The organism is Leptospira interrogans, from assembly GCF_900156205.1.
GTDB classification, from domain to species: domain Bacteria; phylum Spirochaetota; class Leptospiria; order Leptospirales; family Leptospiraceae; genus Leptospira; species Leptospira interrogans.
In genome coordinates, this window is sequence record NZ_FTNA01000024.1 from 36,220 (window position 1) to 60,244 (window position 24,025).

Genomic DNA, 24,025 nt, shown 5'->3' on the forward strand with positions numbered 1-24,025 from the left:
CTAACTTTCCGTGTTGAATCTAGGATTCGTAATTTCTACTTTTTCTATAACGGTTTCTCTAACGTGATTCCAATAGATAGAATCTTCTACTGAAAGTTTCTCTTTACGGATTTTATCTCTGAGTTCTACGTTCCAAACATTAACTAATTTTTTCTTTTCGTCTAGGGTAGATGGTAAAGAAAAATCTTTGTTTAAAAGTTTAGCTAAACGATCCAGCTCTCGATCCAACAATTCCTCCCCAGAACGAATTTCCCTAGATACAACTCCTAACATATTCCAACTTACTAATGTTTTATAGGAAAGAAGATCTTTATCCTTAAACTGAGGAAGAACTTCCTTCATTAGAAAATCCTGAATTGATTCTATTAAATCGGTAGACGTAGGTTTATCCTGCATTTTCTATGATCCTCATCGCTTCGTATTCCATCTCGCAAGCCCTTCTTCCGATGGCCGCAAGTTCAATCCCTTTGTCCTTTCCAGAAAGATGTCTTTCCGCTTGTCCGATACATCCAATCGCCCATCTAAGATTTCCCATCACTTCCCAATAAGTAATCATAAACGGATCCAGTTTTACACCCGAAACTTTTTCATAGATTTCATAAAATTCATTTCGATCTGCAAAACCGCCCGCCTCTTTATTCAATTTCCCAAATCTCCAATCCCTCATACAAAGCCAGGTCAAGTCTTCGTGACGATCTCCCCAATGTGCAAACTCCCAATCCACTATCCCTTGTAGTCCGTCCGGAGTTACCATAAAGTTGCCGGTCCTAAAATCACCGTGTATTAATACGACATCATCCGAAGGTTTTGCTTTTTTCTCCAACCAGTTCAAAATCATTTCCATAGCAGGATAAACTTCCGGCATTTTTTCCAATTCTAAACGTAGAGAATAAATCGAACCGTTAGCTATTATTTTATCATTCGGATCTTGGCCCATCCAGAGTGTTTTGCGTAACGTTTGATTGTTACAATCTTTCGGTTTTAAAGAATGAATTTTTGCAAGATTTTCAGCCAAATCAACTGCTAACTGTTTTCTAATACGATTCAAAGAAGGATCTTTAACAATATACCTTCCTGTTGCTTTCCCGGAAATTTTCTGCATAAAATAAAAAGGACTTCCGGTAATTTTTAGATCGGTTTCAAGCCAAAAAGGCCTAGGAGTATTCACTCCCGAATTGTACGCGAATTCGCAAACTCTAAATTCATTTTCCCGACTTAAAGAAGCCAAAAGAGACGCACCCTTATCCGTTCTAAACACGGTATCATAAGAACCTTTTTCAGGTCCTTCCAGTACTTGAACTTGAGCGGAAAAATTTTCCTGGCAGGCCCCACCGCTTAAAGAAACCATAGAATGAATCTCGGTTTTACCTTTTAGTCTTTCGGAAAGATAATTTTCCAGAGTCTTTTTTAATTCTGCATCGTTCATAATATTCTCGAATTATAATATTAAAAATCACTTTTGCCGCTGATCAGATTTCTTCCGATTACCATCTTATGAACTTCGCTCGGACCATCCGCAATTCTTGCGGCTCTCGCATCCCTATAAAATAGTTCCAATTTCATGTCTCTTCCATAGCCATGAGAACCACAAATTTGGATCGCACGATCGATCACCTTACAAAGAGTTTCCGAAACTTGCCATTTTGCCATCGATATGATTTGTCTCGCGTCCTCTCCCGCCCTCAAAGTATGAGCCGCTTTCAAAGTAAGCATATAACCGGACTCGATTTCAACAGCGGATTCGGCGAACATCCATTGAATTCCCTGATGATCTGCAATCCGTTGACCAAAAACTTCTCTTTTGAGGGCGTATTCCCTAGCTACTTCCATAGATCTTCTTGCAAGACCGATCCATCGCATACAATGTGTTAGGCGAGCCGGCCCTAGACGTTCTTGAGACCATTTAAATCCCTCGCCTACTTTTCCCAAAATAGAAGATTCCGAAACTCGAACGTTTTCAAACTTTAATTCGCAGTGACCGCCCGGACCGTGAGAACCCATCACACCAATTTCTCTCACCATCGTATAACCGGGAGTATTTGTAGGTACCAAAAATAGAGTAGTTCTTCGAAAAGAATCTGAGACCTTAGACATCACGATCAGAAAATCCGCGCCGTTGGCGCCGGTGCAAAACCATTTATGTCCGTTGATCACGTATTCATCTCCTTGTTTAACCGCATTAGTAGTTAAAGTTTGAGGATCAGCTCCCGCACCGGGAGGAGGTTCCGTCATGGCAAAAGCAGAACGAATCTTTCCTTGAACGAGCGGATAATAAAATTTTTCTTTTTGATCTTTGTTTGCGGCGATATGAAGAAGATGCATATTTCCTTCATCGGGAGCATCACAATTACAAAGATAAGGAGCGATCGGAGAACGACCTAACTCAGAAAAGATGATCGCGGTTCCGACCATATCTAGACCAAGTCCTCCTTCCGATTTTGGAAGATGGGGAGTCCAAAGTCCGAGATCCTTAACTTTTTTTCTAAGTTCCTCCGTGATCTTTTCGGGCATCCTACCGTGATCGTAATCATAGTGAATTTCAGCAGGAATCGCAAAATTATCAACAAAGTCCCGAACTCTTTTTTTGATTTCTTCAACTTCCTGAGGAATTGTAAAATCCATATTTTCTCCTTCTACCGAAAGTGATCACTTAACAGAAAATTATATTTTTAGAATGCGTTCGAAAACTTAATTTTAAACGATCCAAAAGGTCAAGTAAGAAGAATAAAAATAAATAGATTTATCAATCACTTCAAGATGAAAAAGTATAGAAACTAAACAGATCAACTCACAACTATAAAAATAGAAATACTACTCAGAACTACATAATAAAGTATCAATCCAATAGTTTACACTTCAATAATGTAACTTCTGCGCAAGAAAATAGGAGCGAATCTTCGGCGTTACCGAATCGCGTTTTTAACTCCGATCAACAAATTGAGGGTTCGATTAAAAATAAAGTCTTTTTATAAAGACAATTTGTTATAGAACGCGATCCGTCGAACGTCTCGGAAAACTCAACAAATGCATTTTTAAGAATCGGCATTTAGGAAGCGTTTTATCGAGTTCAAGGAACGAGACTCTAAGTTTAAAAAGAGCGCTCTACTAAACTAATCATTTTCGCATTGGAACTCGCGTTACTCACAACTATATAATACTAATATTTTACATAGAATCAGCGTTTTGTGATAAAATTAACGGCACTCAATTTTATAGGGATTAAAAAACTCTATAGAATATCGTAAATTCTAAAATAAATCTCAGCTTAGAGTAGATTTTTTAAACACTCGGTTTAATAGCTATGAATATTTCATTTGGTCTAAAACGTTTTTTACAGACATTCTAAATTCTTTATATACTATATAGAAAATAAACGGACTATACAAATCAAATTAGAACTTCATTTTTAAAGAAATGAACTTTTAGTAATTAATCATAGCCGCCAAACTATAGCTTTACGATCAAATCGGATTTAAAATCTTTATTTTGAGATTTTATAGAATCTACAATTTTTGAATGTAAATCAAATCACCCGAACTTTTTTGAGAATAGAGTTTGTTGAAAAATTAATTCTCCATATGTTTCTTGTTCCATAAAAACGGTCGATTGAACAGTTTTATTAATCTGAACTATGAAATTTTTTAAACAAACTCTAATAACTAGAAGTTCAAACTATTCATAGATTTCAAAAGTTAAGTGATTTAAAAAAAAATCACAACATTCTTTCGAACATTCACACGGCTCAAAAAATAAAGTTCTTTACAAGATTCATTCAGTCTTTAAAATAAAATCGTGTCAAAAACTACAATCATAGAAAGAATCTGGCCAGCAAAAGAGATCATTGAAGATTTATCCGAACTTAGAAAACAATCTCCTCTAACACATGTTATTACGAACATAGTAGTAACCAATTGGACAGCAAATGTGTTACTTGCAATTGGTTCGTCCCCTGCTATGGTAATCGCAAAAGAAGAAGCGGGAGAATTTGCAAAAATTGCAAGTGGGTTGTTAATCAATATAGGCACAGTAACCTCTAATGACGCAATAACTATGAAAATCGCGGCAGAAGCAGCCCATCAAGCAAAAATACCTTGGGTATTAGATCCAGTAGCCGTGGGAGCACTTGGGTTTAGAACAGAATTAGCCAAAGAATTACTTAATTTTAAACCGACCGTAATTAGAGGCAACGCATCCGAAATATTAGCGTTAGCCGGAACAGACGGAGGGGGAAAGGGAGTTGATTCCACAGCTCTTTCTTCTGACGCATTGCCTCTTGCTCAAATGCTTGCCGAAAAAACTGGAGCCGTAATTGCAATCAGCGGAGAAATAGATTACGTAACCAATGGAAAAGAAACCATTTCTATTAGCGGAGGAGACCCAATCATGACCAAAGTAACCGGGGTCGGCTGCTCCTTAGGAGGTGTAATCGCATCTTTTTTAGGGGTACAAAAAGATCCTCTAAGAGCAACCGCAACCGCATCCGCAGTTTTTGCAATTGCAGGAACACGCTCCGCGAAAATATCAAAAGGTTCTGGAAGTTTTGCAGTCAATTTTTTAGATCAATTGAATTTGCTTTCGACAGAAAAATGATTATGACTAAATTTTACTTAAGAACTATATAATAGGTTGTCACTAATCTTACTACAAAGCCCCGTTTAGTGCAAAATATTATGCGCTTTGTAATATAAGTTACTAGTAAAATCATTCTTTAAAAAATAAACTCAACAATATATTATAAAATAATTATAATTAAATTCTTTTTAAGTTTTTATAAATTAAAAATCAACAAGTACATCTTATTTTTATTAGCACTTCTTGCAAACGGATGCCTTTCCCAAAAAAGATATATGCCACTTTAAATTTTTCTTGCGCAAAGTGTATTCAAAATTAAGATCATGCGCGTTTAATCCGAGTTCAAAAGGATCGAAAAATGAAATATCAGTGCTTGCTTACCGAAAACAGGAATCAAATTTTAATCGTAACTCTCAATCGACCCGAAAAATCCAACTCACTAAACTTACAAATTAGAGACGAACTTGAAAACGTATTTAATGTAAACGCAAACAATGAATCTGTAAAAGCGATCCTACTCAATTCTTCAGGCAAACACTTTTCAAGTGGATACGATTTAGAAGAAGTAGTTCGAACAAAACTAGAATCCTTTCGACATAGAATATTAGAGTATCATTATGCACTTTACAGTTTTCCCAAACCAGTGGTTACGATATTAAAAGGATTTGCATCCGCTGGAGGTTTTGATCTTGCTCTTTGTGGAGACTACATCATTTCTGAAAAAAAGGCGATTCTTTTCAGACCAGAAATTCGATTCGGAGGACCTCCTCTAATCACTACACTCGCAAGAAAAGTTGGGCCGAACAAATCTTTGAGTCTAACCTTAAAAGGAGATCCGATTCGATCTTCTCAGGCTTTGAGTTTGGGAATTATAGACGAGATCTATGAAGGAGACGACATATTACAACATTCGGTCCAAGTCGCTTCTAAACTTTCACAATGGAATTTAAATATGTTATCCACATTAAAAGGAATATCAAATAATTATTTCATAGGAAACTTATACGAAAACTTAAAAAACGAGTTCGACGCGTTCGCTTCCGTATTAGAAGATCCTAAATTTTTCCAGAAAGTTCAAGAATATGCGGGAACGATACAACAATGAACGCCCTTTATGGAAATTTCATACGCTCGTTATTTAGGATTTAGTTCCTATAGAATTTTCATCAAATACCGCGAAATAAAAACGTCAAAATTTTGTTTAAGGTTGAGGTTCTTGTAAGTATTCAATTTCAGAAACATTGGAACTTTTTACCATTAGTACTTTTGAATTTACTTGATCAGACGAAATCGAATGTACGATTCCAGACGGTATAAAAAGAACCTCTTCTGATTGTAACATTATAGGTTCAGCTCCAGGTAAGGTAAGCTGAAGACTTCCACGAATTACATAGTAAACACAATCGTCATCTCGAAGAACAAGATGAATTTTCTTAGGTAATTTAGGAATATTGAATACGTTTACTCCAATTTTACCATGAGCCAATTCAACCGCAAATTTTTTCGTTTCTGAGGAATTAAGAAAAGTTTGTAGATTGATTTTTCTAAGTGGAGAGGAAGGAGGAACTTCCTTGTGACAATCGGTAAATACGAAAACAATTCCAAGGAATATTATAAAAAAAACATTATTCATAATCAGATACTCAGAATAGAGACTTGTAGGAAACCAAAAGAATTGATTCCCTACAAAAAACTTGATTAAAATCCGAAATTGACAGTTACGTCTTTACAAGCAATTACACTTGTTTTTGCATCTACAGCACAAAATTCTACTTTGGAACTAGAAGTTGAAAAAACATCACGAGTTTCATAAAATCTATAAAAACCTTTTGATGTTCTAACTACGTCCGTAGAATAAAGCGTTTTGCAATTTGCCATAAAAAGAGCAAATACAACGAGGAACAAGCTGATTAACATTTTCATCTTAATATGCTTCCTTAATACTTGGATTTTTATATTTTTCATTTGCATCGCTGCAAGTTAAATCTCCGTTTTTTTCGACGACACAAATATAATCGTCAATATAACCACCACAACCTTGTAAAGTACTTGCAGCACAAAAGTTTCTATGAAGAACGATTTTGTCCTTATCAAAAACACTTACTTTCGCAAGATGAACTGGTAAACATTGTTCTAAAGTAGATATTACAATGGCTAAAAAGAAAAATAAAATCAGATTTTTTTTCATATTATCTTAACCCTTTTATCACAGCAGGTTTACAATCGAGCGAATCATTCGCGTCGATATTACATAGAACCAGTTGACTTGAAATACGTTTAGGATCATAAGGATTTCCTGTATCCTTATGAACAACCAGATAAAGATGATCTCCTGCAAATGCACCGGATCCGACCCGATGCCTTACACAATTTACAGCAAACAGTAAGGGAAGTAAAAATACCCCGAACTTTAAAAAGCGCATACTAGCTCCTAAAATGTAGTATTGTTCGAATACTACAGTAACACTTGGATTTTAAGTCAATAAAAGTTTAAAAACACAGATCAAAACGTTTATTCAAAAATTCTTAAGATGATAATATTTATTCGAATTATACGAAAAGTCACTTCTAATGCGTTAAAACGACTATATAATATTTTGAGATATATTCTCAAAATATTCATCTCATTTTTAGATTTTTAAAAATTATAAATTGATAAAATTCATTTTTAAGGAATTTAGTTACATTTCTTTTACAAAACCTGTTTAAAAACTTAGATTTTTTAACAACTTCAATTCCCTTATTTTTGAGATTATAAGATGAATCCTATGAATGTATTCACATTTAAAATTGAACGGATTCATTCTTAAATCTATAATAGAGAAAATTTTTGAAAAATTAATTTTCTTTCATTTTTTTCATTAAAATGAATGGGTAAAATCGTTTGTAGGTATGGTTCTTTCAACAACTCTAATATAGAATTCGAATCTAAAATAACGTGAAAGGAATCGATATGAAGAAGTTCAGAAGAACGTTCTTTCAAACTCAGCGTCCGCGCTCGACGGATCGCATTTGAAACTAAAGACGATTGTTGTATACAATTTATTGAATAGAACGAGAACCCAATCCGGCTGCCTATGGTAGCCGGATTCACCTTATTTTCTTACTTCGAACTCACGTTAAAATAACAACAAATACGAGTAACCTAATAAAGTTATGAACCTAAGAATCTTACACACGACGATTACTCATAACTATATAATAAGGTACCTAATATTTTACATAGAATCAGCGTTTTGTGATAAAATTAACGGTACTCAATTTTCTAGAGATCAGTAGGAACCTCATTTTTATTCTAGTGTGTTTAGTGTTGAAACCGAATACAACGTAAGTTAGGTGTAATTTTTACAAATAAACTCTAAAAAATTTATGCTGAGTACAAATTAAACTTCGAAATCGAACTTTGTCTTCAAATTTTAAAAAGGAAGGGGAATGTTAACCGAATCGAAATGGTAGAATTCGATTGGAGCTTGTCGGGATCGAACCGACGACCTTCTGAATGCAAATCAGATGCTCTCCCAGCTGAGCTAAAGCCCCTTGTCAATACCGGTTGGGCCTGATGTGATTTGAACACATGACCCCACGCTTATCAAGCGTGTGCTCTAACCAGCTGAGCTACAGGCCCGGTAAGAGACATGTTTTTGGTTGAATTCTCAAATGCAACAGTTTTTTACTAAAAAACTGTCGTAGACTTAAAAACCATCTCTACGATAAACTCGAATTTGATGATCTAAAAAATCCGAGATCACTAGGTAACGATTGTCGGGTGAAACGTCAAGACCAGTAGGTTGATTACCAGCTTCCCAAAATTCCTTAACCGTGTCCGTCGTTGTGTCAATAACATAAACTTTTCCAAGTACCAAACCTTTTTTGAGATAACCTTCGGTTGGATGATTAGGACCTCTACAAGAAACATAAAGATACTTTCCGTCAGGAGAAAGAGCAATCGTATTCGGTTTATCGAATACAGGAATTGACTTTTGAACTTTTTTTTCTTTTAAATCATAAACTTCGATCTTGCTACAACACATATCAGAAACATAAATCTTATTTTCAGTATTGCCCGAGACGATATGACGTTTGTTCCCCGGAGGACCGATTGTATCGATGAGTTTTTCCTTATCCATAGAATAGATTCCAAGTCTACCACCTCCAGATTCTTGATTGCTCGCGGAAAATTGAGCAATATATAATTCTTTACCGTCTTTCGAAAGTAAAAGTCCACGAGGTAAACCAATCTTATCTGTTTTACGAATTTCTAATTTCGTTTTTCTATCAATAACGGAAATATCCTCACTAATCCAATTGGAGCAATAAACCAAATCTCGAATTGGATCATAAAGAAGGATTTTAGACCATTTACCCGTTAGATCAACCGTCGCTTTATACGCGAGAGTTTTTAAATCGAAAACGTGAACCGCATTTGCCTGCATCTGACTGACCCAAAGTTCGTTATGCTCTGGAATCGAAATCGTTTCCACAAAACCCAATTTTTTTTTGTATTTTTCAGGGGGAGAAAGTCTGACGGTCTGACCGGAATTTATATCCAAAACGTCCATACCTTCATCTTCTAAAAGAGGAATCGCAAGCCTAGTATTGTCTATGAATCGAACGCTTTTGGGCTGAAATCCTGTTTTAAATCTTGAGATAAAACGATGCGTTATGCCCTCTTTATCTAAAGCTATCAATTTTTCATTTAGTTCTTCCGGCTTTCTAATACGGTAAGAAGAATTTTGAAAACCCGGAGAAGAAAGTTTTAATTCAATTTCCTTTTCATCCTTATAAACGGGAATTGCCATTTCGACCAAAGCGATATTTTTATCCATTTCTAAAACCTTAAAAGGAAGAATCTCTTCTCCCAATCGTATTACGGTTCCTTTATAAGGATGAATACTAAACTTAACAATTTCGGTTCCATTCTTTTCTCGATTGATTGGAGAAGAAAGTAAAGAAAAGTCTCCGCTTTTGCAGCAGACTAAAAACAGAAATATAGGAATTAACAGAATTATATCCGATTTAATTTTGATAAGTTTTAGAAATTTTTTTTTTGGATTCGAGTTCAAGAAATACTCCTTAGGTGTTCTTTTTAGCTTGTATTTGATTTCCCAAAATCAAGTTGGTCCAGTAAAAAGGGCGTATTAGAAAATGATAAATTACGAATGTGATTCCAAAAACCGATAAAAGATGTAGAATAAATTTTTCTGCGAGTCCCAAGGAGGAATGAACCACAAAGTAACCGGCCAATAGAGAAACAGGATGATGTAAAAGATAGATCGGAAGACTTGCGGTCCTCATGTATTCCGTCCAATTGTTTTTAAAATCAAAAAATTTCTGAAATAGACCAATCAAAAGACGAATCATTAGCCAACCGGCGGCGCACTTAGAAAAAATGTGCAAAATCCTTCTCCAATTTCCAGTATAACCAAAGTAAGACCAAAATGGATCAATTCTACTGATCTCGTAAAATCCCCAAAACGAAAGTAAAGCAAAAGGAACCCAGATCCAAAAACGATCCGATTGAGGTTCTAAAAAAAAAGTTTCTTTAGAAATCAAAAAACTTCCACAAAGAAAAAAAGTGAAATTATAAATAAAGTTTACCGGTTCAATCGCAAACCAAGATTCATCTTTCAAAAAATAGAAATTGATTATACAAGTACCTATAAAACTAATAAAGGTAAAAACGATGATCGTCTTAAATTCTTGTATAAAACTTTTTTGATCTGGCTCATTATTCAAAAGCAACGCTAAAGGAAGTGTGATCTTTCGGGTCAGAAGATGAAGCATCGTAAACAAAATTAGAAAATACAGAAACCATAGATGAGAAGGTCGAATATTATAATTTAAGAATATTCTAAAATAAAAATCAAAGTAAGAAATTTTCGTTCCAGCTTGTAAAAGAGATATGTAGGATTGCATAGGCGCAAAAAGTAAAATTCCAATGAGCGTCGGAATAAAAATCCTAAAAATTCTCATCTTTAAAAACTCTTTCAGAGTTTTTGTTCTAAAAATCGCCTCCGTAAAATATCCCGAAAGAAAGAAAAAAAGGGGCATCCTAAAAACGTGAACCCATTCACCAAAAACGTCAAAAATCTCTGATCTTTGTTCGTTTCTAAGAGGATATTTAATTTCGGCGGCGTAAACGATCGCCACATGAAACACTAGACCAGTTAAAAGAGCAAAGGAACGAAGGTTATCTAGATAAAAAAGTCTTTTTCGAGTTTTGGGTAAAGTCGACTTAAGGTTCAAACATCCACCGTATATTTAAAAAGAGAATCTCGAAGGATTAAGGTTGCAGGGTCTTCCTTTTTTTGTTCTACCATTTTATCTTTTACTAATAGATTAATTGCACTGACCAGGTCCTTGTGCTCCAATCCAACTCTAAGGATCGCCCATCGAATAAAATGATTCAAAGGAATTTTACAGATACTACCATCTTGTGTTCCGTATGTTTGGGAAAAATTGATCAAAGCCGAAGTTACTAAATTCTTTTTATCCGCTTTTAAAAGAGTAGCAATCGTTTTGTTAGTTTCTCTCAATCTGGAAGTAAGGATCTTAACAATTTTCATGGAAAAACCGGGATTGGTTCGTATTAAATTGAAAAATGCGCTTTCATTGATTGCGATGAGTGAAACGTCAGTTTTTGCAACCGCCCTTGCGCTTCGAGGAGTTCTATCGATCAGTGCCATTTCGCCGAACATATCCCCCTCTTTTAATTCTACGAGGAGTTTATAGGCTTCTTTTACTTTTTTGTGAATTCCGACTTTCCCGCTGACGATCAGATACATTTCCTCCGCTTCCTGATTTTCCTCAAAGATAATATCGGATTCTTTGAATTCGACCCCTAATTTCTCAATCATGGACTCGGTTACTTTCATAATTCTTAACGGACCTTAATTATAATATCACAATCAATTCAATTATTTGGAGAACGGAACCAGCATCGAAAGCTTCTGAACTTAGATCAACTAAAATCCGCAGAACGGAACTTCTCAGGCAAATTATAAAAAGCCTATATTAAAATGAAAATCGGAATTAAAGTCCGGACGTTAAATTTTATAATAAACCTCGAATCTCTATAAAATGAATTTTGAATTCAATAATAACCACAAAACAACGATTTTATGTAAAAATTTGATTTTGAAATCCCCTTTTTGGATTTTAAGGCTTACTATAATTTTAAAACGAAATCGAAATTACAGTCATTAACGTGAGTTTTATGTAAGAAAATGAGAAAGAATTTTCTAAAAGTATGAGTTTCTACAACTTGAGAACTGATTCGTAAAATGGTGATTTGTGGTAGTTCCCACACTTGAGAAATCAATCTGTAAAATTTAGATCCCAATTTTTTTTCAGAAAAATGAATCACGGGTTCCTTACGTCGAGCCCACTTTAATTCACTCAATCTTTATCTGATCAATAGTCCCAAACCCAAATTGTAGGAGCATTTAAGAACAATGAAAACTGTTCGAACGTTCATATATGACGTGATCTGTGGGAACTACCACGTTTTACAATGAACTTACTATTCGGAGCTACATGATTGACCAAATAATTTACACTTCAATCCTATAAATTCTGCGTAAAAAAATCTGGGCAAATCCGGCGTCGCCGGGCTGCGTTTTCAGTTCCAGCTAATAAATTGCATAAAAGAAACATAATACGATATTTCGTTTTTAGTTACAATTTATTATAGAACGCGATCCGTCGAACGCCTGCTGGGCGGCCCGAAAAACTCAGCGAAGCCTCTTTAAAAATCGGCAGAAGCAATAATTGAGCTCAGGGAATGCGAGACGCTGAGTTTGAAGAGCATTCTGCTAAGTTCTCTACGACGCTGCAATCGCTTTCGCATGGATTTTATCGAACTCAGTCAAATAGGGTCTGTAATAGTTTATACATCTAAAAAATACAAAATCTGCAGTAGTTCCTACACTAGTTTGATATACAAAATATTCCAGTTTTCTAAATTTGTGGGAACTACCACAAATTCGAGTTTTACAAATCCATTTTGAAAATGTAGGAACTCTTACTTTTAGAAAAAATCTTCCTAATTTTCTTGACCGAACTCACATTTTTTAATCAAACCACTTTTTTAGAAATCATTGTATTTTTTGGAATCATAGAACTGGATAAAATAAAACTCGAAGAGGAATCTTTTTAAAGACCCGTTCCATTTAGAAGAGATTCTGATCCTAATAACAATCTTAGATTTATATCGCAAGCTATTTGATTGAGTGCAAAATATTAGAATCTATTATAGAATTTCCTAGTAAAACTTTCTCTAATAAGCTTGGTAACTTTCAAAGAATTTTTATCAAAACGAACATCGGCTTCCTGCTCCTATATAATAAATACCGCAAATTTTGATACTTGGATGTATAAATAGAATACTTTGGTTAGATTGTTTCAAAAATTTGAATGTTTTGATCCTGCTCTAAAATGCTATAAATCCCAAATTTGCGGTATTTTTTAAGTACTGCTATTTTTTTCACAAATTCGGCCGTTAATAACTTGGTACTATTTTCATGCATCAGCGTAGTAAGATGAATTTAGAAACAAATTTTGAGCACTTTATAATATAAGTCCCGAGTAGCACTTTTTAAATCGCGCCCTAAAGAAAAGAATTGGTGCCAAATAGGTAAGAATATTCAAAAATTCGCAATCGTTTTATAGGACCAAAAAAATCCACTCGAAACATTTTTATCAAAAAAAACGCCTAAATAAGCTTATATGATACGATTTTTGTCCGGAGGCTTATTTACAATTGATTGAAAGAATCATATCGATTCCAAACAACACGAGGTCAATGATTGATGACTTTGAAAGGCAAAATTACTTTTAGATTTCAATTTGTTGGATCACTTTCGCAATCGCAAATTAGAATTCATGTATTATAGAATCATAATAGAGTCCATAAGATCAGTAAAAAAGGAGAAAAAAAATGGCAAACATAATTAAAAAAGATCGGGTAAAAATACGTTTCCTCTGCGACCAAGTAGGAGAACTAAAGTCGAAAGGACTCAATGTAAGAACGGTATTCGATCAGTGCTGGAATCGAATTCCGGAAACAATGATACAAAAACTCAACGCCGAAGAACTACTCGTTTATATACAACGACATATTCTTCCAATCGAAATAACTTTGATGAATGCAAATAAAAATGCGGAAGATTACAGAAGTAAAACCGCATAAAGACAAAGAAATTTTTCATTAAAACATGACACGTTCTATAAAACTAAAACGCGTTGCACTGATTCTCATTTTTGTTTCAATAGATAAAAAAATCCCGAACCGAAAAACGATCCGGGATTTTTTAATACATTCTGTTTTCTGAATATATTTTCTAATTTTCTTGGCTCTGTAAAGAAAATCTGCTAATATCTAAAGCCGTATAACGGGTTTCCGCTCCGGTAAGATTTAAAACGGCGGAATCCCCCGTTTTTTTACCAAGCAAAGATTTAGCCAGCGGAGACTGATAGCTGATGATATGTTTTTCCGTATCCGCATCCCAAGCACCCAAAATAGAATACGCTACAACTTCTCCTGTAGATTCATTTTTAAGTTTTGCCGTAACTCCGATGTTGATCTTGTCCGTCTTAACGTTGGTAAGATCCAAAATAATCGCACTTTTGATTTCCGCTTCCAACCTTTTAATCGCCGCCTGCAATTGAACTTGTTTTTCCATAGCGGCTTTATATTCAGCGTTTTCCCGCAAGTCCCCTCTTTCCTGAGCTTCTCCAATATCTTTGGAATTTTCCGGCATCTCTACATTAAGTAGGTGTTCAAATTCTTCTTTTTTCCGATCGAGTGCGCGTCTTGTAACCAAAATCGCACCTTCAGGAATCCGAGTGAGAATGTCGTCATCTTCTTCATCCTCGTCTTCATCTTCTTCCCAAGCAACGTCAGGTTTTAACTCTACAATCAAAGAATACAGACGTTCTTTTTCAAGATCAGTAAAATACGGAACCTCTTTATAAAGGGCGTATAACTTACGGATGTATTCAGAATTTCCAGCATGAATTGCTTCGCGTAAAATCTCATCGTCGTTACCGTGTAAGATGTCTTTACAAGCATTCTTGAGTTTAGTTCCCTTATCCTCTATCTTAGTAAGAGGTTTAAACATACGGAAAACTTTGAGGATCAATTCAAGACGTTCCTCTTGTTTAGAAGATAAAAGCCATTCTCCTTCCCAAACTTTGGTAAGAATGGATTTAGCAACCCAGATAAAAACTTCAGGAGTTTCTTTTGCTCTCGTGCCAGCAGACTTAATAAATGAATTAAGAAGATCAAACTTACCTTCTTCTTCCAAAATGGAGAATACGTATTTGTTTACCTTAATTGGAACTTCGAAAAGAATTCCGGTCAAAACCTCTTCCGGATTGTGAGCGTGTTTGCGAACTAAGTTTACGTAACCCTTTTTGATTTCCGCGTTTCCAATTTTAGTAGAAACCTCAATTAAAGAACTAACTGGCAAAGACTTAATCAATTCTGCAATTTTAGATTCGTTTAGATGTCTTGGAATTTCCTCGTCTCCAAGTTCTTCCGACGCAGTTTGCAAATATAAAAACGCTACAATCTTACGAACCGGATCTGCCGCTTCCTCTTCTTCATAATAAAAGTGATTGAAAGCTTCAATGGCTCCTTCCGCATCTTCTCGGTTATCCAAAGCTTCCATTGCAATATCTAGTTTTTTATTTGCGTCTGTCTGGTGAGCAAACTTCTCCGACAATTCTTCCGACAAAGAAATGGCTTTTTCACGATATACCAATTCATCTTTTTTCTTTGGATCAAATCCAATATTGGGTTCTTTTTTAATGATATTCTTAGCTTTGTTCCACCACTTGGACCATTCTGCAACCGGAAGAAATTTTCCGGAAACTTCTGATTTAATATCAGCAGTCAACATTCTGTTGTTAAAAGAAGTTAAGAGTTCTTTAAAAAAATCAGGAATATTATTTTTAAATAATTCTGTAATCTCATCTTTATTTTCATAGTATTTTACCCAGATGTGATCTCTTTTCAGAGGCTTTAAACTGGTAATCGCCATCTGAATTGAAAGTTTATGGTCCTTCTTATCTTTAAAATCTACAAAGATAGAATCTCCGTTAGGCGAAATTGAAGTAATTTTCCCCACACCCCAGTTTCTATGTAGAACGTAATTGTTAGTATCGAATACGATGTTCCTTTCGAAATTTGCGATACATACCTTGATCGGCTTTCTATTATTGCCGATCTCAGACATCTTTAGAAAATCTTCCAAAAGGGAATGATTTACATACTTTGCTTTATAAGCTCTGATGAGTTCATTTCTGGCTTTGTTAGAAGAAGCCTCGTGTTCTAAAATCTTTTTTAAAAGATAAATCACCTTGTCCCAGTCTTCCAACTGTTTATAAGGTTCCACAATCGGATAAAGATAACCCACGAGTCTGGTTCTTTCGCGATGACCTAACATGATTCTTTCAATTCTTTCGAAAAATTGAAGGTCCTCATGATTATTATTTACGATGATCGACCAAATCTCTTCTAACTGAACGTAATCCTTTGTTTTAGCAAATGTTTCGATCGCTTGTTTGAGATACGTAATCGCCTTTTCTTTATTTTCTTCTAATATAGACAGGGCATATTTTTTTAAAATTTCTGGATTTTTACGATCGTGTTTTGCAAGCTTTTCTAATACGATTTTAAGTTCTTTATTCTTTTTTAATTTTTCCAGAGCTTCTGCTTTGTATTTAAGCGCGAGTCTTTGATCTCCATATTTCAGGATTTGATCCGTAATGTGTTCTATAATAGCCCATTTACTGGCTACTTTAAAAGATTCTAATAGATTCTTTAATAGACCAGAATCGCTAATCTCCCCTCTTTCCAAAGAAAGAATCCCAAGTAAATATCTTGCGGAGATACTATCTTCGTGTTCAGAAAGATATTCTTCGATTTTTCGTTTTGCTTCGTCTATTTTTCCGGCTGACTTATAAAATTCGATGAGATCATCAAAAATCTTGAACTTGGATGCAGGAATGGAATTCGCATCAGTGCGAACGTAAATTTCTTCGTTGAAAAGAGATGTCAGCTTATCCAGATCGTTAGCCGGTCTGGATTCCGTAGTTGCTGATATTTCGTTAGACATAGGATACTCCACCGATTGAATCTCGGCTTGATGATGAAAATTGGGACGTTTGGGGTAAAATTCCTCTCTGACAGCCCTGTATTTATCAATTATAAGCGAGTTGGCTTATCCGTAAACCAGAATTTAGAGAGAAGGAGAAAGCCTCAGAAAAGGAAAAACGGGATTTAAAAATATCCCGTTTTTCTTAAAAGAATTTTTATTTGCCTGCAGCACCGCCGCCGCCACATTCTTTTTCAACTTTGGTTTTGAGCATCTTATCCAATTTATGTTTGCTTCTGCAATCTTCATCATCGAAATCGATAGAAGCTCCGTCGAAGTGAACTTCGAATACATCGGACAATACTCTCAATTCGTCAAAGAAAAGATATACAGTTTCTCCACTGGTATCTGGACGAGAACGAACCTTAAACTGTTTGAAAACGATCGTCTTTACCTGCGGATAAGAATTTACATCCTGTGGAACTCCTTGAGGGATGTAAACGGTCAATGGTCTCCATCCAATAAAGTCGAGAGATCCAAATTGAAGAATGTGCGTGTCTCCTTTCCAATCTTCAATCCAACCTTCTAAATTATACTCGTTTCCTCTTCCACAAACCCAAACGGACATTGCCTTACTAACACCCGGAAATTCCACTCCATAGATCTTAGAAACTTTTTTCTGATTGTTTGCATCTAAGTATGCTTTAGTACGAAGTATTTCATATTCAGGAATTCGAGGAGGACGAATCGTTACAGCATTCTCTCCTGGATAAGTGAATTGAAATTTAACCCCCAGAACTTTTGCGGTCCCTGCGTCTACATTCTTTATATCCCCAGGTTTACCAGAAATTAGTTTTACTTCTCTTAGAGCTTGAGCGTTTTGGGCAGTCGCTTGATACGCTTGCTGTTGTCCACCTTGTGGTTGTTGTGTATCTTTATCGGTAGTAACTTCCCAACCATAAGGAGCCGAAGGCGCTGGATTATCCCAGGATTCCACCGTGATAGATCTGAGTTCCAGACCGCTTACGTCGATTCCCGTCGCGGTATCGATTCCACGTTTGCCTTTGATGATGTTTTGTCCATTCACGATTCCTAATAGAATCACTCCTCCTAGAATCGTAGTTAGAGCCGCAGTGATTTTGAACGAGTTCATGAATCTTCTCATGTTTACTTTCCTTTCCCCGAAGATTACCAATTATCTTTAATTTCCGATCCAGGATACTTCGCATCCGATTTATCGGCACGAACTTCCAAATCGTCCACATAAAAGTAGAATTGTCCTCCCACTTCGTGAACGTCGCTGACTACAAATAGAGATACAAAATGAAGATTCTTATCTAAAAGAGCGAATCTTGTACTTTGAGGCACAAAACCAGGAATTGTAGCGGTTAGTTTTCTCCAACCAAAGTAGTCCAATCTTCCTAATCGGATATTATGGGTGTTCCCTCTGTAGTCTCTTAGTTTAGCGAAAAGAGTATGACGAAACTTTCTTCCCAAAGCCCAGATAGATAATTGACGAGCTTTCCCTTTTACTACGTATTCGTGAGGAGGAAATACTTCCACTCTATCAAATCCTCTGACGGTATAATTTGTTTTTACTCCAAGGATATGATTCTTTTCGATCTGATCTCCTCCGTTATCCGGAACCGTGTTTTCGTCGAACACGTCTCTTATCAGTCCTCTTTGGACCATTTTGAGAACCTTGGTTTCTCCAAGAGGAGTTGTTGACTTCGCTCTCCAGTCTTCCGCCTCTTCGAAATTCTCTAGTATGAGCTTTTCAAGAGGATCTGGGTTTGCCCCTGTTTGTTGATTTCCACCAGCCTGATTATTTCCGGTCTGCTGGCTATAGACACCTGGTACTGCAAGAATGCAGAGCAGTCCAGCAAGTAAGATGATCTTCTTCCTCATGAGAATTTCTCCTGGTTACAAAATACAAAATAAAAAATCGTTTAGAGACAAGCCCAACTCTTGGAACCACTTCCAAAAAGTATGAAAGAATCACTTGGACCCGAATCGATTCTATGTTTCCTTCTTCCAATTCTTTTAAAAAGAATTTTAGGAAATCCGATCCTACTAACGCCTCTGTATAAATATCGGAAGATAAAGGATCAAAATTAGCAAACGAAAAAGTTTTTTAACATTTCGTGAATTTTTTTAAAAGGGTTAAAAATTGAAAATTTTTATAAAAATAAACTTTCAAATCTAAAAACAAGGATTCCGATACAAAACCTTTCCCTTTTAAATTTGTAGAATATATGGTTTAATTTATCAGAACTCATCGCAAAATCTCAGAATTAATCCCCCTTAAATCTTCAACAAAACGCGTGAGTTCCTTCATTTTATTTTTTACTGTAAAATCTAAATTTGTGAGAGTTCCCACAGATTAAGTCGCATTACGAATTTTTAACTAACACGAGTTCGGCGTAAGAAAGAATTTTCTAAAAGTATGAGTTCCTATAACTTTAGAATTTGCTCTTAAAATCGTGATTTGTGGTAGTTCCCACATCATTTTACAGACAAACCTAAATTTTGTGTGAGTTCCCACATTTGAATACAGAGGCTCAATTGTTATAAATTTCTATTTTTTAAATTGTGGTAGTTCCCACACTTTAGGAATCGAAATCACAACTTTTTTAGAAAAATGGATCATGAATTCCTTACGTCAAAACCACATTATATAGTCGTCCCCGAAAAAACGCAAAGAATCAAATTAGGAATGTAAAAAAGGAAAGATAAGATTTCCCAAATAAGAATAAAAAAGCTCGAATGAGTTTTCTGAAATTACACGCAGCAGCGAATAAGATCGCATTGATACGATTCCCTTCTTTGCCTTTGAGAAAATCCGAGTCAATTGTGATCGTGTTTTAGATGAGAAATAACCGCTTCAATAGCAGATCTTCTATTCATCCACATCCTTTCCCAACGGCTATATTCTTTTTGTTTTTATTGGAAAGATGAACCTGAACGTCTTTAGGATGAGAATCCTTCCACTTGTAACCTAAATCCACAGAAACTTCCTTCGGTCGAAAACTGACCTAGTAACATAAAAGTAGACACCTTTTTTTTCCAAGAATAGAGGTAAAAGGTGAGAATGAAAGGAAGAAGAAAATATTCGCCAGAGTTTCGGGAACAAGCGGTAAACCGGACGTTAAACGGATCGTTTACAATAAAAGAAGTAGCAGAGTCCTTAGGAGTTAGCTACTTTGTATTGAGACAATGGAAGGCCGAGCATTTGAAAAAGAAGGAAACAGAGCAACCACTTCCGGATAAACAGCTAAAGGAAAGCGAAGAGTTGAAAAGACTTCGTAAAGAGAATCTGAGATTAAAGGATGAGAGAACGCGATCTTAAAAAAGTTTGCGGCCATGCTTTCCCGCGAACAGAATCCCGATTGAAGTTCATGAAATCGAATTGCTTAGAGCATAGTATAGGGAGCATGGCAAGAGTTTTAGGAGTATCTCGATCAGGATATTATAAATATCTAAACCGTCATAAAGATCGGTCAGTTGCTCCTGAACTTACGAACTTTCTCCAAGAGAAGTGGCTTAAGAGTCGTAAAAATTACGGTTTTAAACGTCTCTTTCAGGAAGTGAAAAAGTCGAATCTTCCCTATGGAGCGAGGAAAGTTCGAAAAGCGATGAAACACTGTAAAATTAGCGGGAAACAGAGGAAGCAGTTTAGACCTTTGACAACGAATTCAAAACACGGGGTAGAATTGCTCCTGATTTAGTTCAAAGGAAATTTCATCCGAACGAGCAGAACCGAATTTGGGTGTCTGATGTTACATTCATTCGGACTTCGTTTGGTTGGAGTTATCTCTGTGTGATCCTGGATTTGTATTCACGCAAGACAGTGGGTTGGTCGCTTTCCGACCGTAATGATTCTCAGTTGGTATGTGATACGATTTTAAAAGCAGTGTTGTCAAGAAACCCTCGGAAAGGATTGATCTTTCATTCGGATCGGGGTTCTAATTTCTGTTCTAAAGAAACACGCAGACTACTAATTGCCAACGGTATCAGACGAAGCAACAGCAGAAAAGGAAATTGTTGGGACAATGCGGTGGCAGAGTCTTTCTTTAGTTCTCTAAAAAGAGAAATCGAATACAATACATTCTATAACATTAAAGAAGCGGAACATCTTCTATTCGATTTTATCGAAGTGTATTACAATAGATTCAGGTTTCATTCTACATTAGGTTATATCAGCCCTGAAGAATTTGAGACAAATATTGCTTAAATGGCTGTCCACTTTTATGTGACTACTTCAGACCGACAATCTTTTCCATCTGCTTGATGCTATCCTTCAAAGTAGGACCGTTATACGGAAGATTTGAACTCCAACAGTCCAATTTAATTTATTCGTGTAACTAAACTCATATCTCTCGAAAGCCCGCAAATTGCCAAATGCGACTTAATTTGTAGGAACTACTGCATTTTATTAAAAATTTTTAAAGAATTATCGAGTAAAATTCTTTGAGGTTTTTGGAACAAACTCTAATACAACAAATGTCTATGATTGAGAATCTGGTCTAACTTGTTGCGAAATACCTCCTTAATTCTTGTGTTCTAAATTTTCTTCTGATTTTATTTTCACAGTGTTTTATAGTCCTTTTTCATTCTTTTAGTTAATTTTGTTTTTAAGTTTTTGATCTTGGATAGAATTTTATTTGCGTTACTCGCCATTTGGACTTTTTTCAAAGATGACTATATATAAATTCTTGATATTCTTGGCCCGAAGCGTGCCTAAGTTGTCTACACGTAAAAATTAATGTAAAGCTTGAGATTCCTTAGTGCAGTGTGGAGTCGAATCGGTTATCTCATGTTAGACGACAATTTATACTTTTATATTTTTTAGAAAGAAAAATACAATTTATTTTCTTATCAATTCAGATGACCATCGAACTACCTGAAAATGTATATCTTTTAAGTATGTTTTCATTTCTGATAATTCTTCTTTTGAACAAACAGGGTTTTCTAAAGTAAACATTTGTAGATTATTTAAAATTCCAGAGGAAAAAAGAATTTTATAATGTTCGAAAGGAGTAGTGTGTTCTAAAAAATCATCTATATAAGTTTCATTGTATTCACCAAATTGTAGATAACTTAGCGTTGGAAAACAATTGTATTTAGATAAATTCTCAATAAAATTTTCATGGTTGTACCCTGCTGAAACATTTAGAAATTCTAACGTATTATGTTGGTTTTTGAAAAATTTTAAATTCGGTGCAGATGGTGTAACTAATACACGTAATTTTGGAGATTTTAACAGTAATTTCGAAAGCACACCATCTTCTTCATATAATTCTCCTATAATAGTTCTATTATGATGATTCAGTTTAGTTTTTTCGATCGCAAAATATTCTAAATTTTTAAAGATTACTGGACTGTTAACAATCGTACCAATATCCCAATTTCGAGTCCCATTTAAGCCCTTTCATATCGATAGATTTTAGTTTTTCGGCAATGCCCTGGTCACAAATTATTTCTAATAATTTAATATAATTTTCTTCGAATGGACTTCCGTAAAACTCTAGATGATATAGGTCTTTGGTTTTTATTAAACCTATTCGGTCCGTATTTTCAATTTCAGAGCTTCCTGTTTTTTCTAATTGCTCTTTGAATTTAATTATTTTTTCAAATTTGACCTCTTGTGGTTAATGTCTGATAGCTAATTGAACATTTGATTTTAGCATACTACTTTTCTATGTTTTTTAAAAGATTAATATCTTACAAAGTATCAATATCTATATGATGGATCTTTGATACGTTAATATCATACTTTGTACCCGATTATACTAAGAGCGTATCCCAAAACCTCCTTGTATTGTAAAGAAATAGAAATGACATATAAATTCAAATTTAGGTCATTTAGTATTTTGCAAAAGATTTGGAAACGTCTTCATCCCTTACTACCAAAGCATAAAACAAACTCCATGAAAGAGGCTGAATGATCGAGTAGTAATGCTGCGCTATTTTTAAGGTTAGAACAAGAATCCAATGAGATATATTCCTCCAATGTTCGATTCAAAATCAACATTACATAGAAGATTTCAGAAATGGATAGCAGCAGAAGTTTTTGATAAAATTGAAAAAGAAATATTAAAACTTTATGAACGTTCTAGTAAAATTAAAACTAAAAGAATGGCAGTTATGCAAGGTCTCCAAAAGGAGCTTTCACGGGGCCAAACCCGACGGATCACGGCAAAAGAGGCATATCGCGGTGTAAGCACCTGTATCTTTAGCTTTGTAATTGATTCAGTTGGAATTTATGATTCTAAACTACTATTTCCTAATTTAACGTGAATTCGGTCTAAGAAAACGAGAAAGAATTTTCTAAAAGTATGAGTCCCTACATCTTGAAAATTTTACTGCAAAATCTAAGTTTGCAGTAGTTCCCACAAATTAAGTCGCATTGGCCCGTAGTGAAGTTTAAAACAGATTTTTCATACTAATATTCATGTGTTAGTTCCCACATTTTAAGAATCGATTTGTAAAGTTCAAATCCCAACTTTTTTCAGAAAAATAAATTCATTACGCCGAACTCACGTTAATTTAAAAACATTTAGAATATTAATAAATTATAAAGTTTTGAAGCCAGAGATTCTTTCATTAGACAAGTCTTATGCTAACAATACAATTAAGAACAAATTAAAAAAGAGGAATATTCAGTATCGAACTCCAAATAAAAAGAATGTGAGAAATTCTAAATGGATTGCTCCGCTAAATCCTTTTAGATGGACAATCGAACGTATTGCTACTTGGTTCAATGCGTTTAGAGCCATAAAAACTTGTTGGGAATTCAAATTCGAAAACTATACGGCATTATTCCAGATCGCATTTACTATCATTTTAATTAGAATGTCACGTAAATAGGTTTTTGGGACAAGTTCTTAACTAAAACTGAATAAACATTCAGAATTGGAAAAGATTACAGATCAAAACCCAAATATAATTCATATATATGTTCAAAATAAACAGATAATCATTTATCTTCATTAATATCCCTGACAGTGAAAAGTTTTGTTTTCACTGAGAAGCAAAAAAGACGGTAGAAGGTGAAAATGATGAATATAATTTTAATAGGTTTCTTTTTATTAGAAACATTAGAAAATCTATATACAACTTATGTAGAATATTTTCTAAAACAGACCTTTTTAGATAGCATACAAAAAATTTCTAAAACGGATCGAAAGCAAAATGAAATACCAGTTCTCCCAATTTTTAAAATTCTGATCTTTCAAGTTATATCTAGTAAGGGAATCTTCTTAAGTTTATCTGATAATAAGATCAATCAGAGATACAAATTATAAAGATTCGTGTTGTTTAAAGATATTAATAACAATAGAAAAGACGAT

At 34.9% G+C, this 24,025-nt stretch carries 19 protein-coding genes, 2 tRNA genes and 4 pseudogenes; 8 read left to right on the forward strand and 17 right to left on the reverse strand.

Annotation, left to right across the window (positions count from 1 at the left end; translation table 11 throughout):
* The 3 genes from BW942_RS16315 to BW942_RS16325 are packed head-to-tail and all read right to left on the reverse strand — an operon-like array spanning window position 1 to window position 2,622.
* Complete coding sequence (locus BW942_RS16315) at window positions 1-396, reverse strand: DUF6285 domain-containing protein (RefSeq protein ID WP_001153017.1); 396 nt, start codon at window positions 394-396, stop codon at window positions 1-3.
* On the reverse strand, window positions 386-1,426 hold the full coding sequence (locus BW942_RS16320; protein ID WP_000995968.1) for a phosphotransferase family protein: 1,041 nt from the start codon (window positions 1,424-1,426) through the stop codon (window positions 386-388). The genes BW942_RS16315 and BW942_RS16320 overlap by 11 nt, the downstream gene beginning before the upstream one ends.
* Before the next feature lie 20 nt (window positions 1,427-1,446).
* Entirely contained in the window at window positions 1,447-2,622 is a 1,176-nt protein-coding gene (locus BW942_RS16325; RefSeq protein WP_000348045.1) for an acyl-CoA dehydrogenase family protein, read from the reverse strand.
* Between the two features lie 1,170 nt (window positions 2,623-3,792).
* Between BW942_RS16325 and thiM the strand changes: the two genes are divergently transcribed.
* The gene (thiM, locus tag BW942_RS16330; RefSeq protein ID WP_000047876.1) at window positions 3,793-4,590 is read left to right on the forward strand and encodes a hydroxyethylthiazole kinase; all 798 of its coding nucleotides are present in this window, start codon (window positions 3,793-3,795) and stop codon (window positions 4,588-4,590) included.
* Window positions 4,591-4,930: 340 nt separating this feature from the next.
* Window positions 4,931-5,677, forward strand: a complete 747-nt coding sequence (locus BW942_RS16335; protein WP_002145819.1) for an enoyl-CoA hydratase/isomerase family protein — start codon at window positions 4,931-4,933, stop codon at window positions 5,675-5,677.
* 96 nt (window positions 5,678-5,773) lie between these two features.
* Here BW942_RS16335 and BW942_RS16340 read toward each other — a convergent pair whose 3' ends face one another.
* The 9 genes from BW942_RS16340 to BW942_RS16380 form a co-directional block, all read right to left on the reverse strand.
* Window positions 5,774-6,205 (reverse strand): cupin domain-containing protein, encoded by a 432-nt coding sequence (locus BW942_RS16340; RefSeq protein ID WP_001066717.1) that lies wholly within the window; start codon window positions 6,203-6,205, stop codon window positions 5,774-5,776.
* Between the two features lie 65 nt (window positions 6,206-6,270).
* Complete coding sequence (locus BW942_RS16345; RefSeq protein ID WP_000783068.1) at window positions 6,271-6,495, reverse strand: hypothetical protein; 225 nt, start codon at window positions 6,493-6,495, stop codon at window positions 6,271-6,273.
* A 1-nt stretch (window position 6,496) separates the two neighbouring features.
* A complete protein-coding gene (locus BW942_RS16350; protein ID WP_000739865.1) occupies window positions 6,497-6,760 on the reverse strand; it encodes a hypothetical protein in 264 nt (87 codons plus the stop codon).
* A gap of 1 nt (window position 6,761) precedes the next feature.
* A complete protein-coding gene (locus tag BW942_RS16355; RefSeq protein ID WP_001211481.1) occupies window positions 6,762-6,995 on the reverse strand; it encodes a hypothetical protein in 234 nt (77 codons plus the stop codon).
* 1,041 nt (window positions 6,996-8,036) lie between these two features.
* Window positions 8,037-8,109: transfer RNA gene (locus BW942_RS16360), tRNA-Ala, on the reverse strand.
* A gap of 14 nt (window positions 8,110-8,123) precedes the next feature.
* A tRNA-Ile gene (locus BW942_RS16365) sits at window positions 8,124-8,197 on the reverse strand.
* Between the two features lie 67 nt (window positions 8,198-8,264).
* The gene (locus tag BW942_RS16370; protein ID WP_001087680.1) at window positions 8,265-9,635 is read right to left on the reverse strand and encodes a YncE family protein; all 1,371 of its coding nucleotides are present in this window, start codon (window positions 9,633-9,635) and stop codon (window positions 8,265-8,267) included.
* 10 nt (window positions 9,636-9,645) lie between these two features.
* A complete protein-coding gene (locus BW942_RS16375) occupies window positions 9,646-10,818 on the reverse strand; it encodes an acyltransferase family protein (RefSeq protein WP_001050199.1) in 1,173 nt (390 codons plus the stop codon).
* Window positions 10,815-11,447 carry a Crp/Fnr family transcriptional regulator gene (locus BW942_RS16380; RefSeq protein ID WP_000869002.1) on the reverse strand — a complete coding sequence of 211 codons (633 nt, stop codon included), beginning with the start codon at window positions 11,445-11,447 and terminating at the stop codon, window positions 10,815-10,817. Before BW942_RS16380 ends, BW942_RS16375 begins: the two co-directional genes overlap by 4 nt.
* A 2,063-nt stretch (window positions 11,448-13,510) precedes the next feature.
* Here BW942_RS16380 and BW942_RS16390 point away from each other — a divergent pair.
* On the forward strand, window positions 13,511-13,762 hold the full coding sequence (locus tag BW942_RS16390) for a hypothetical protein (RefSeq protein ID WP_001273884.1): 252 nt from the start codon (window positions 13,511-13,513) through the stop codon (window positions 13,760-13,762).
* A gap of 151 nt (window positions 13,763-13,913) precedes the next feature.
* Here BW942_RS16390 and greA read toward each other — a convergent pair whose 3' ends face one another.
* From greA to flaA2, 3 genes are all read right to left on the reverse strand, one after another.
* The gene (gene greA / locus BW942_RS16395; protein ID WP_017861816.1) at window positions 13,914-16,694 is read right to left on the reverse strand and encodes a transcription elongation factor GreA; all 2,781 of its coding nucleotides are present in this window, start codon (window positions 16,692-16,694) and stop codon (window positions 13,914-13,916) included.
* Window positions 16,695-16,890: 196 nt separating this feature from the next.
* A complete protein-coding gene (flaA1, locus tag BW942_RS16400; protein ID WP_001972005.1) occupies window positions 16,891-17,838 on the reverse strand; it encodes a flagellar filament outer layer protein FlaA1 in 948 nt (315 codons plus the stop codon).
* Window positions 17,839-17,861: 23 nt separating this feature from the next.
* On the reverse strand, window positions 17,862-18,581 hold the full coding sequence (gene flaA2, locus BW942_RS16405; RefSeq protein WP_001227585.1) for a flagellar filament outer layer protein FlaA2: 720 nt from the start codon (window positions 18,579-18,581) through the stop codon (window positions 17,862-17,864).
* 81 nt (window positions 18,582-18,662) lie between these two features.
* Between flaA2 and BW942_RS22005 the strand changes: the two genes are divergently transcribed.
* Window positions 18,663-18,791 (forward strand): hypothetical protein, encoded by a 129-nt coding sequence (locus tag BW942_RS22005; protein ID WP_017854535.1) that lies wholly within the window; start codon window positions 18,663-18,665, stop codon window positions 18,789-18,791.
* Between the two features lie 973 nt (window positions 18,792-19,764).
* Window positions 19,765-20,907 (forward strand): annotated as a pseudogene (locus tag BW942_RS21135) (IS3 family transposase).
* 25 nt (window positions 20,908-20,932) lie between these two features.
* On the opposite strand, the pseudogene BW942_RS22265 reads toward BW942_RS21135, so the two are convergent.
* Both BW942_RS22265 and BW942_RS16430 read right to left on the reverse strand, forming a co-directional pair.
* Window positions 20,933-21,063, reverse strand: a pseudogene (locus BW942_RS22265) (IS5/IS1182 family transposase); the annotation flags it as partial.
* Window positions 21,064-21,540: 477 nt separating this feature from the next.
* Window positions 21,541-21,954: a hypothetical protein gene (locus tag BW942_RS16430; protein ID WP_000949446.1), complete on the reverse strand. Its 414-nt coding sequence runs from the start codon at window positions 21,952-21,954 to the stop codon at window positions 21,541-21,543.
* A 556-nt stretch (window positions 21,955-22,510) separates the two neighbouring features.
* Here BW942_RS16430 and BW942_RS21565 point away from each other — a divergent pair.
* The 3 genes and pseudogenes from BW942_RS21565 to BW942_RS16450 form a co-directional block, all read left to right on the forward strand.
* Window positions 22,511-22,967: pseudogene (locus BW942_RS21565) on the forward strand (transposase); the annotation flags it as partial.
* A 252-nt stretch (window positions 22,968-23,219) separates the two neighbouring features.
* Window positions 23,220-23,543, forward strand: a pseudogene (locus tag BW942_RS16445) (IS5/IS1182 family transposase); the annotation flags it as partial.
* Window positions 23,544-23,734: 191 nt separating this feature from the next.
* Entirely contained in the window at window positions 23,735-23,980 is a 246-nt protein-coding gene (locus BW942_RS16450) for a DUF1563 domain-containing protein (protein ID WP_002075648.1), read from the forward strand.
* Window positions 23,981-24,025 lie beyond the last annotated feature (45 nt).

Coding starts and splice junctions, on each gene's coding strand:
- BW942_RS16315 (WP_001153017.1), bottom strand. CDS start 396: ATGCAGGATAAACCTACGTCTACCGATTTAATAGAATCAATTCAGGAT.
- BW942_RS16320 (WP_000995968.1), bottom strand. CDS start 1,426: ATGAACGATGCAGAATTAAAAAAGACTCTGGAAAATTATCTTTCCGAA.
- BW942_RS16325 (WP_000348045.1), bottom strand. CDS start 2,622: ATGGATTTTACAATTCCTCAGGAAGTTGAAGAAATCAAAAAAAGAGTT.
- BW942_RS16335 (WP_002145819.1), top strand. CDS start 4,931: ATGAAATATCAGTGCTTGCTTACCGAAAACAGGAATCAAATTTTAATC.
- BW942_RS16340 (WP_001066717.1), bottom strand. CDS start 6,205: ATGAATAATGTTTTTTTTATAATATTCCTTGGAATTGTTTTCGTATTT.
- BW942_RS16345 (WP_000783068.1), bottom strand. CDS start 6,495: ATGAAAATGTTAATCAGCTTGTTCCTCGTTGTATTTGCTCTTTTTATG.
- BW942_RS16350 (WP_000739865.1), bottom strand. CDS start 6,760: ATGAAAAAAAATCTGATTTTATTTTTCTTTTTAGCCATTGTAATATCT.
- BW942_RS16355 (WP_001211481.1), bottom strand. CDS start 6,995: ATGCGCTTTTTAAAGTTCGGGGTATTTTTACTTCCCTTACTGTTTGCT.
- BW942_RS16380 (WP_000869002.1), bottom strand. CDS start 11,447: ATGAAAGTAACCGAGTCCATGATTGAGAAATTAGGGGTCGAATTCAAA.
- BW942_RS16390 (WP_001273884.1), top strand. CDS start 13,511: ATGGCAAACATAATTAAAAAAGATCGGGTAAAAATACGTTTCCTCTGC.
- greA (WP_017861816.1), bottom strand. CDS start 16,694: ATGTCTAACGAAATATCAGCAACTACGGAATCCAGACCGGCTAACGAT.
- flaA1 (WP_001972005.1), bottom strand. CDS start 17,838: ATGAGAAGATTCATGAACTCGTTCAAAATCACTGCGGCTCTAACTACG.
- flaA2 (WP_001227585.1), bottom strand. CDS start 18,581: ATGAGGAAGAAGATCATCTTACTTGCTGGACTGCTCTGCATTCTTGCA.
- BW942_RS22005 (WP_017854535.1), top strand. CDS start 18,663: ATGAAAGAATCACTTGGACCCGAATCGATTCTATGTTTCCTTCTTCCA.
- BW942_RS16450 (WP_002075648.1), top strand. CDS start 23,735: ATGAATATAATTTTAATAGGTTTCTTTTTATTAGAAACATTAGAAAAT.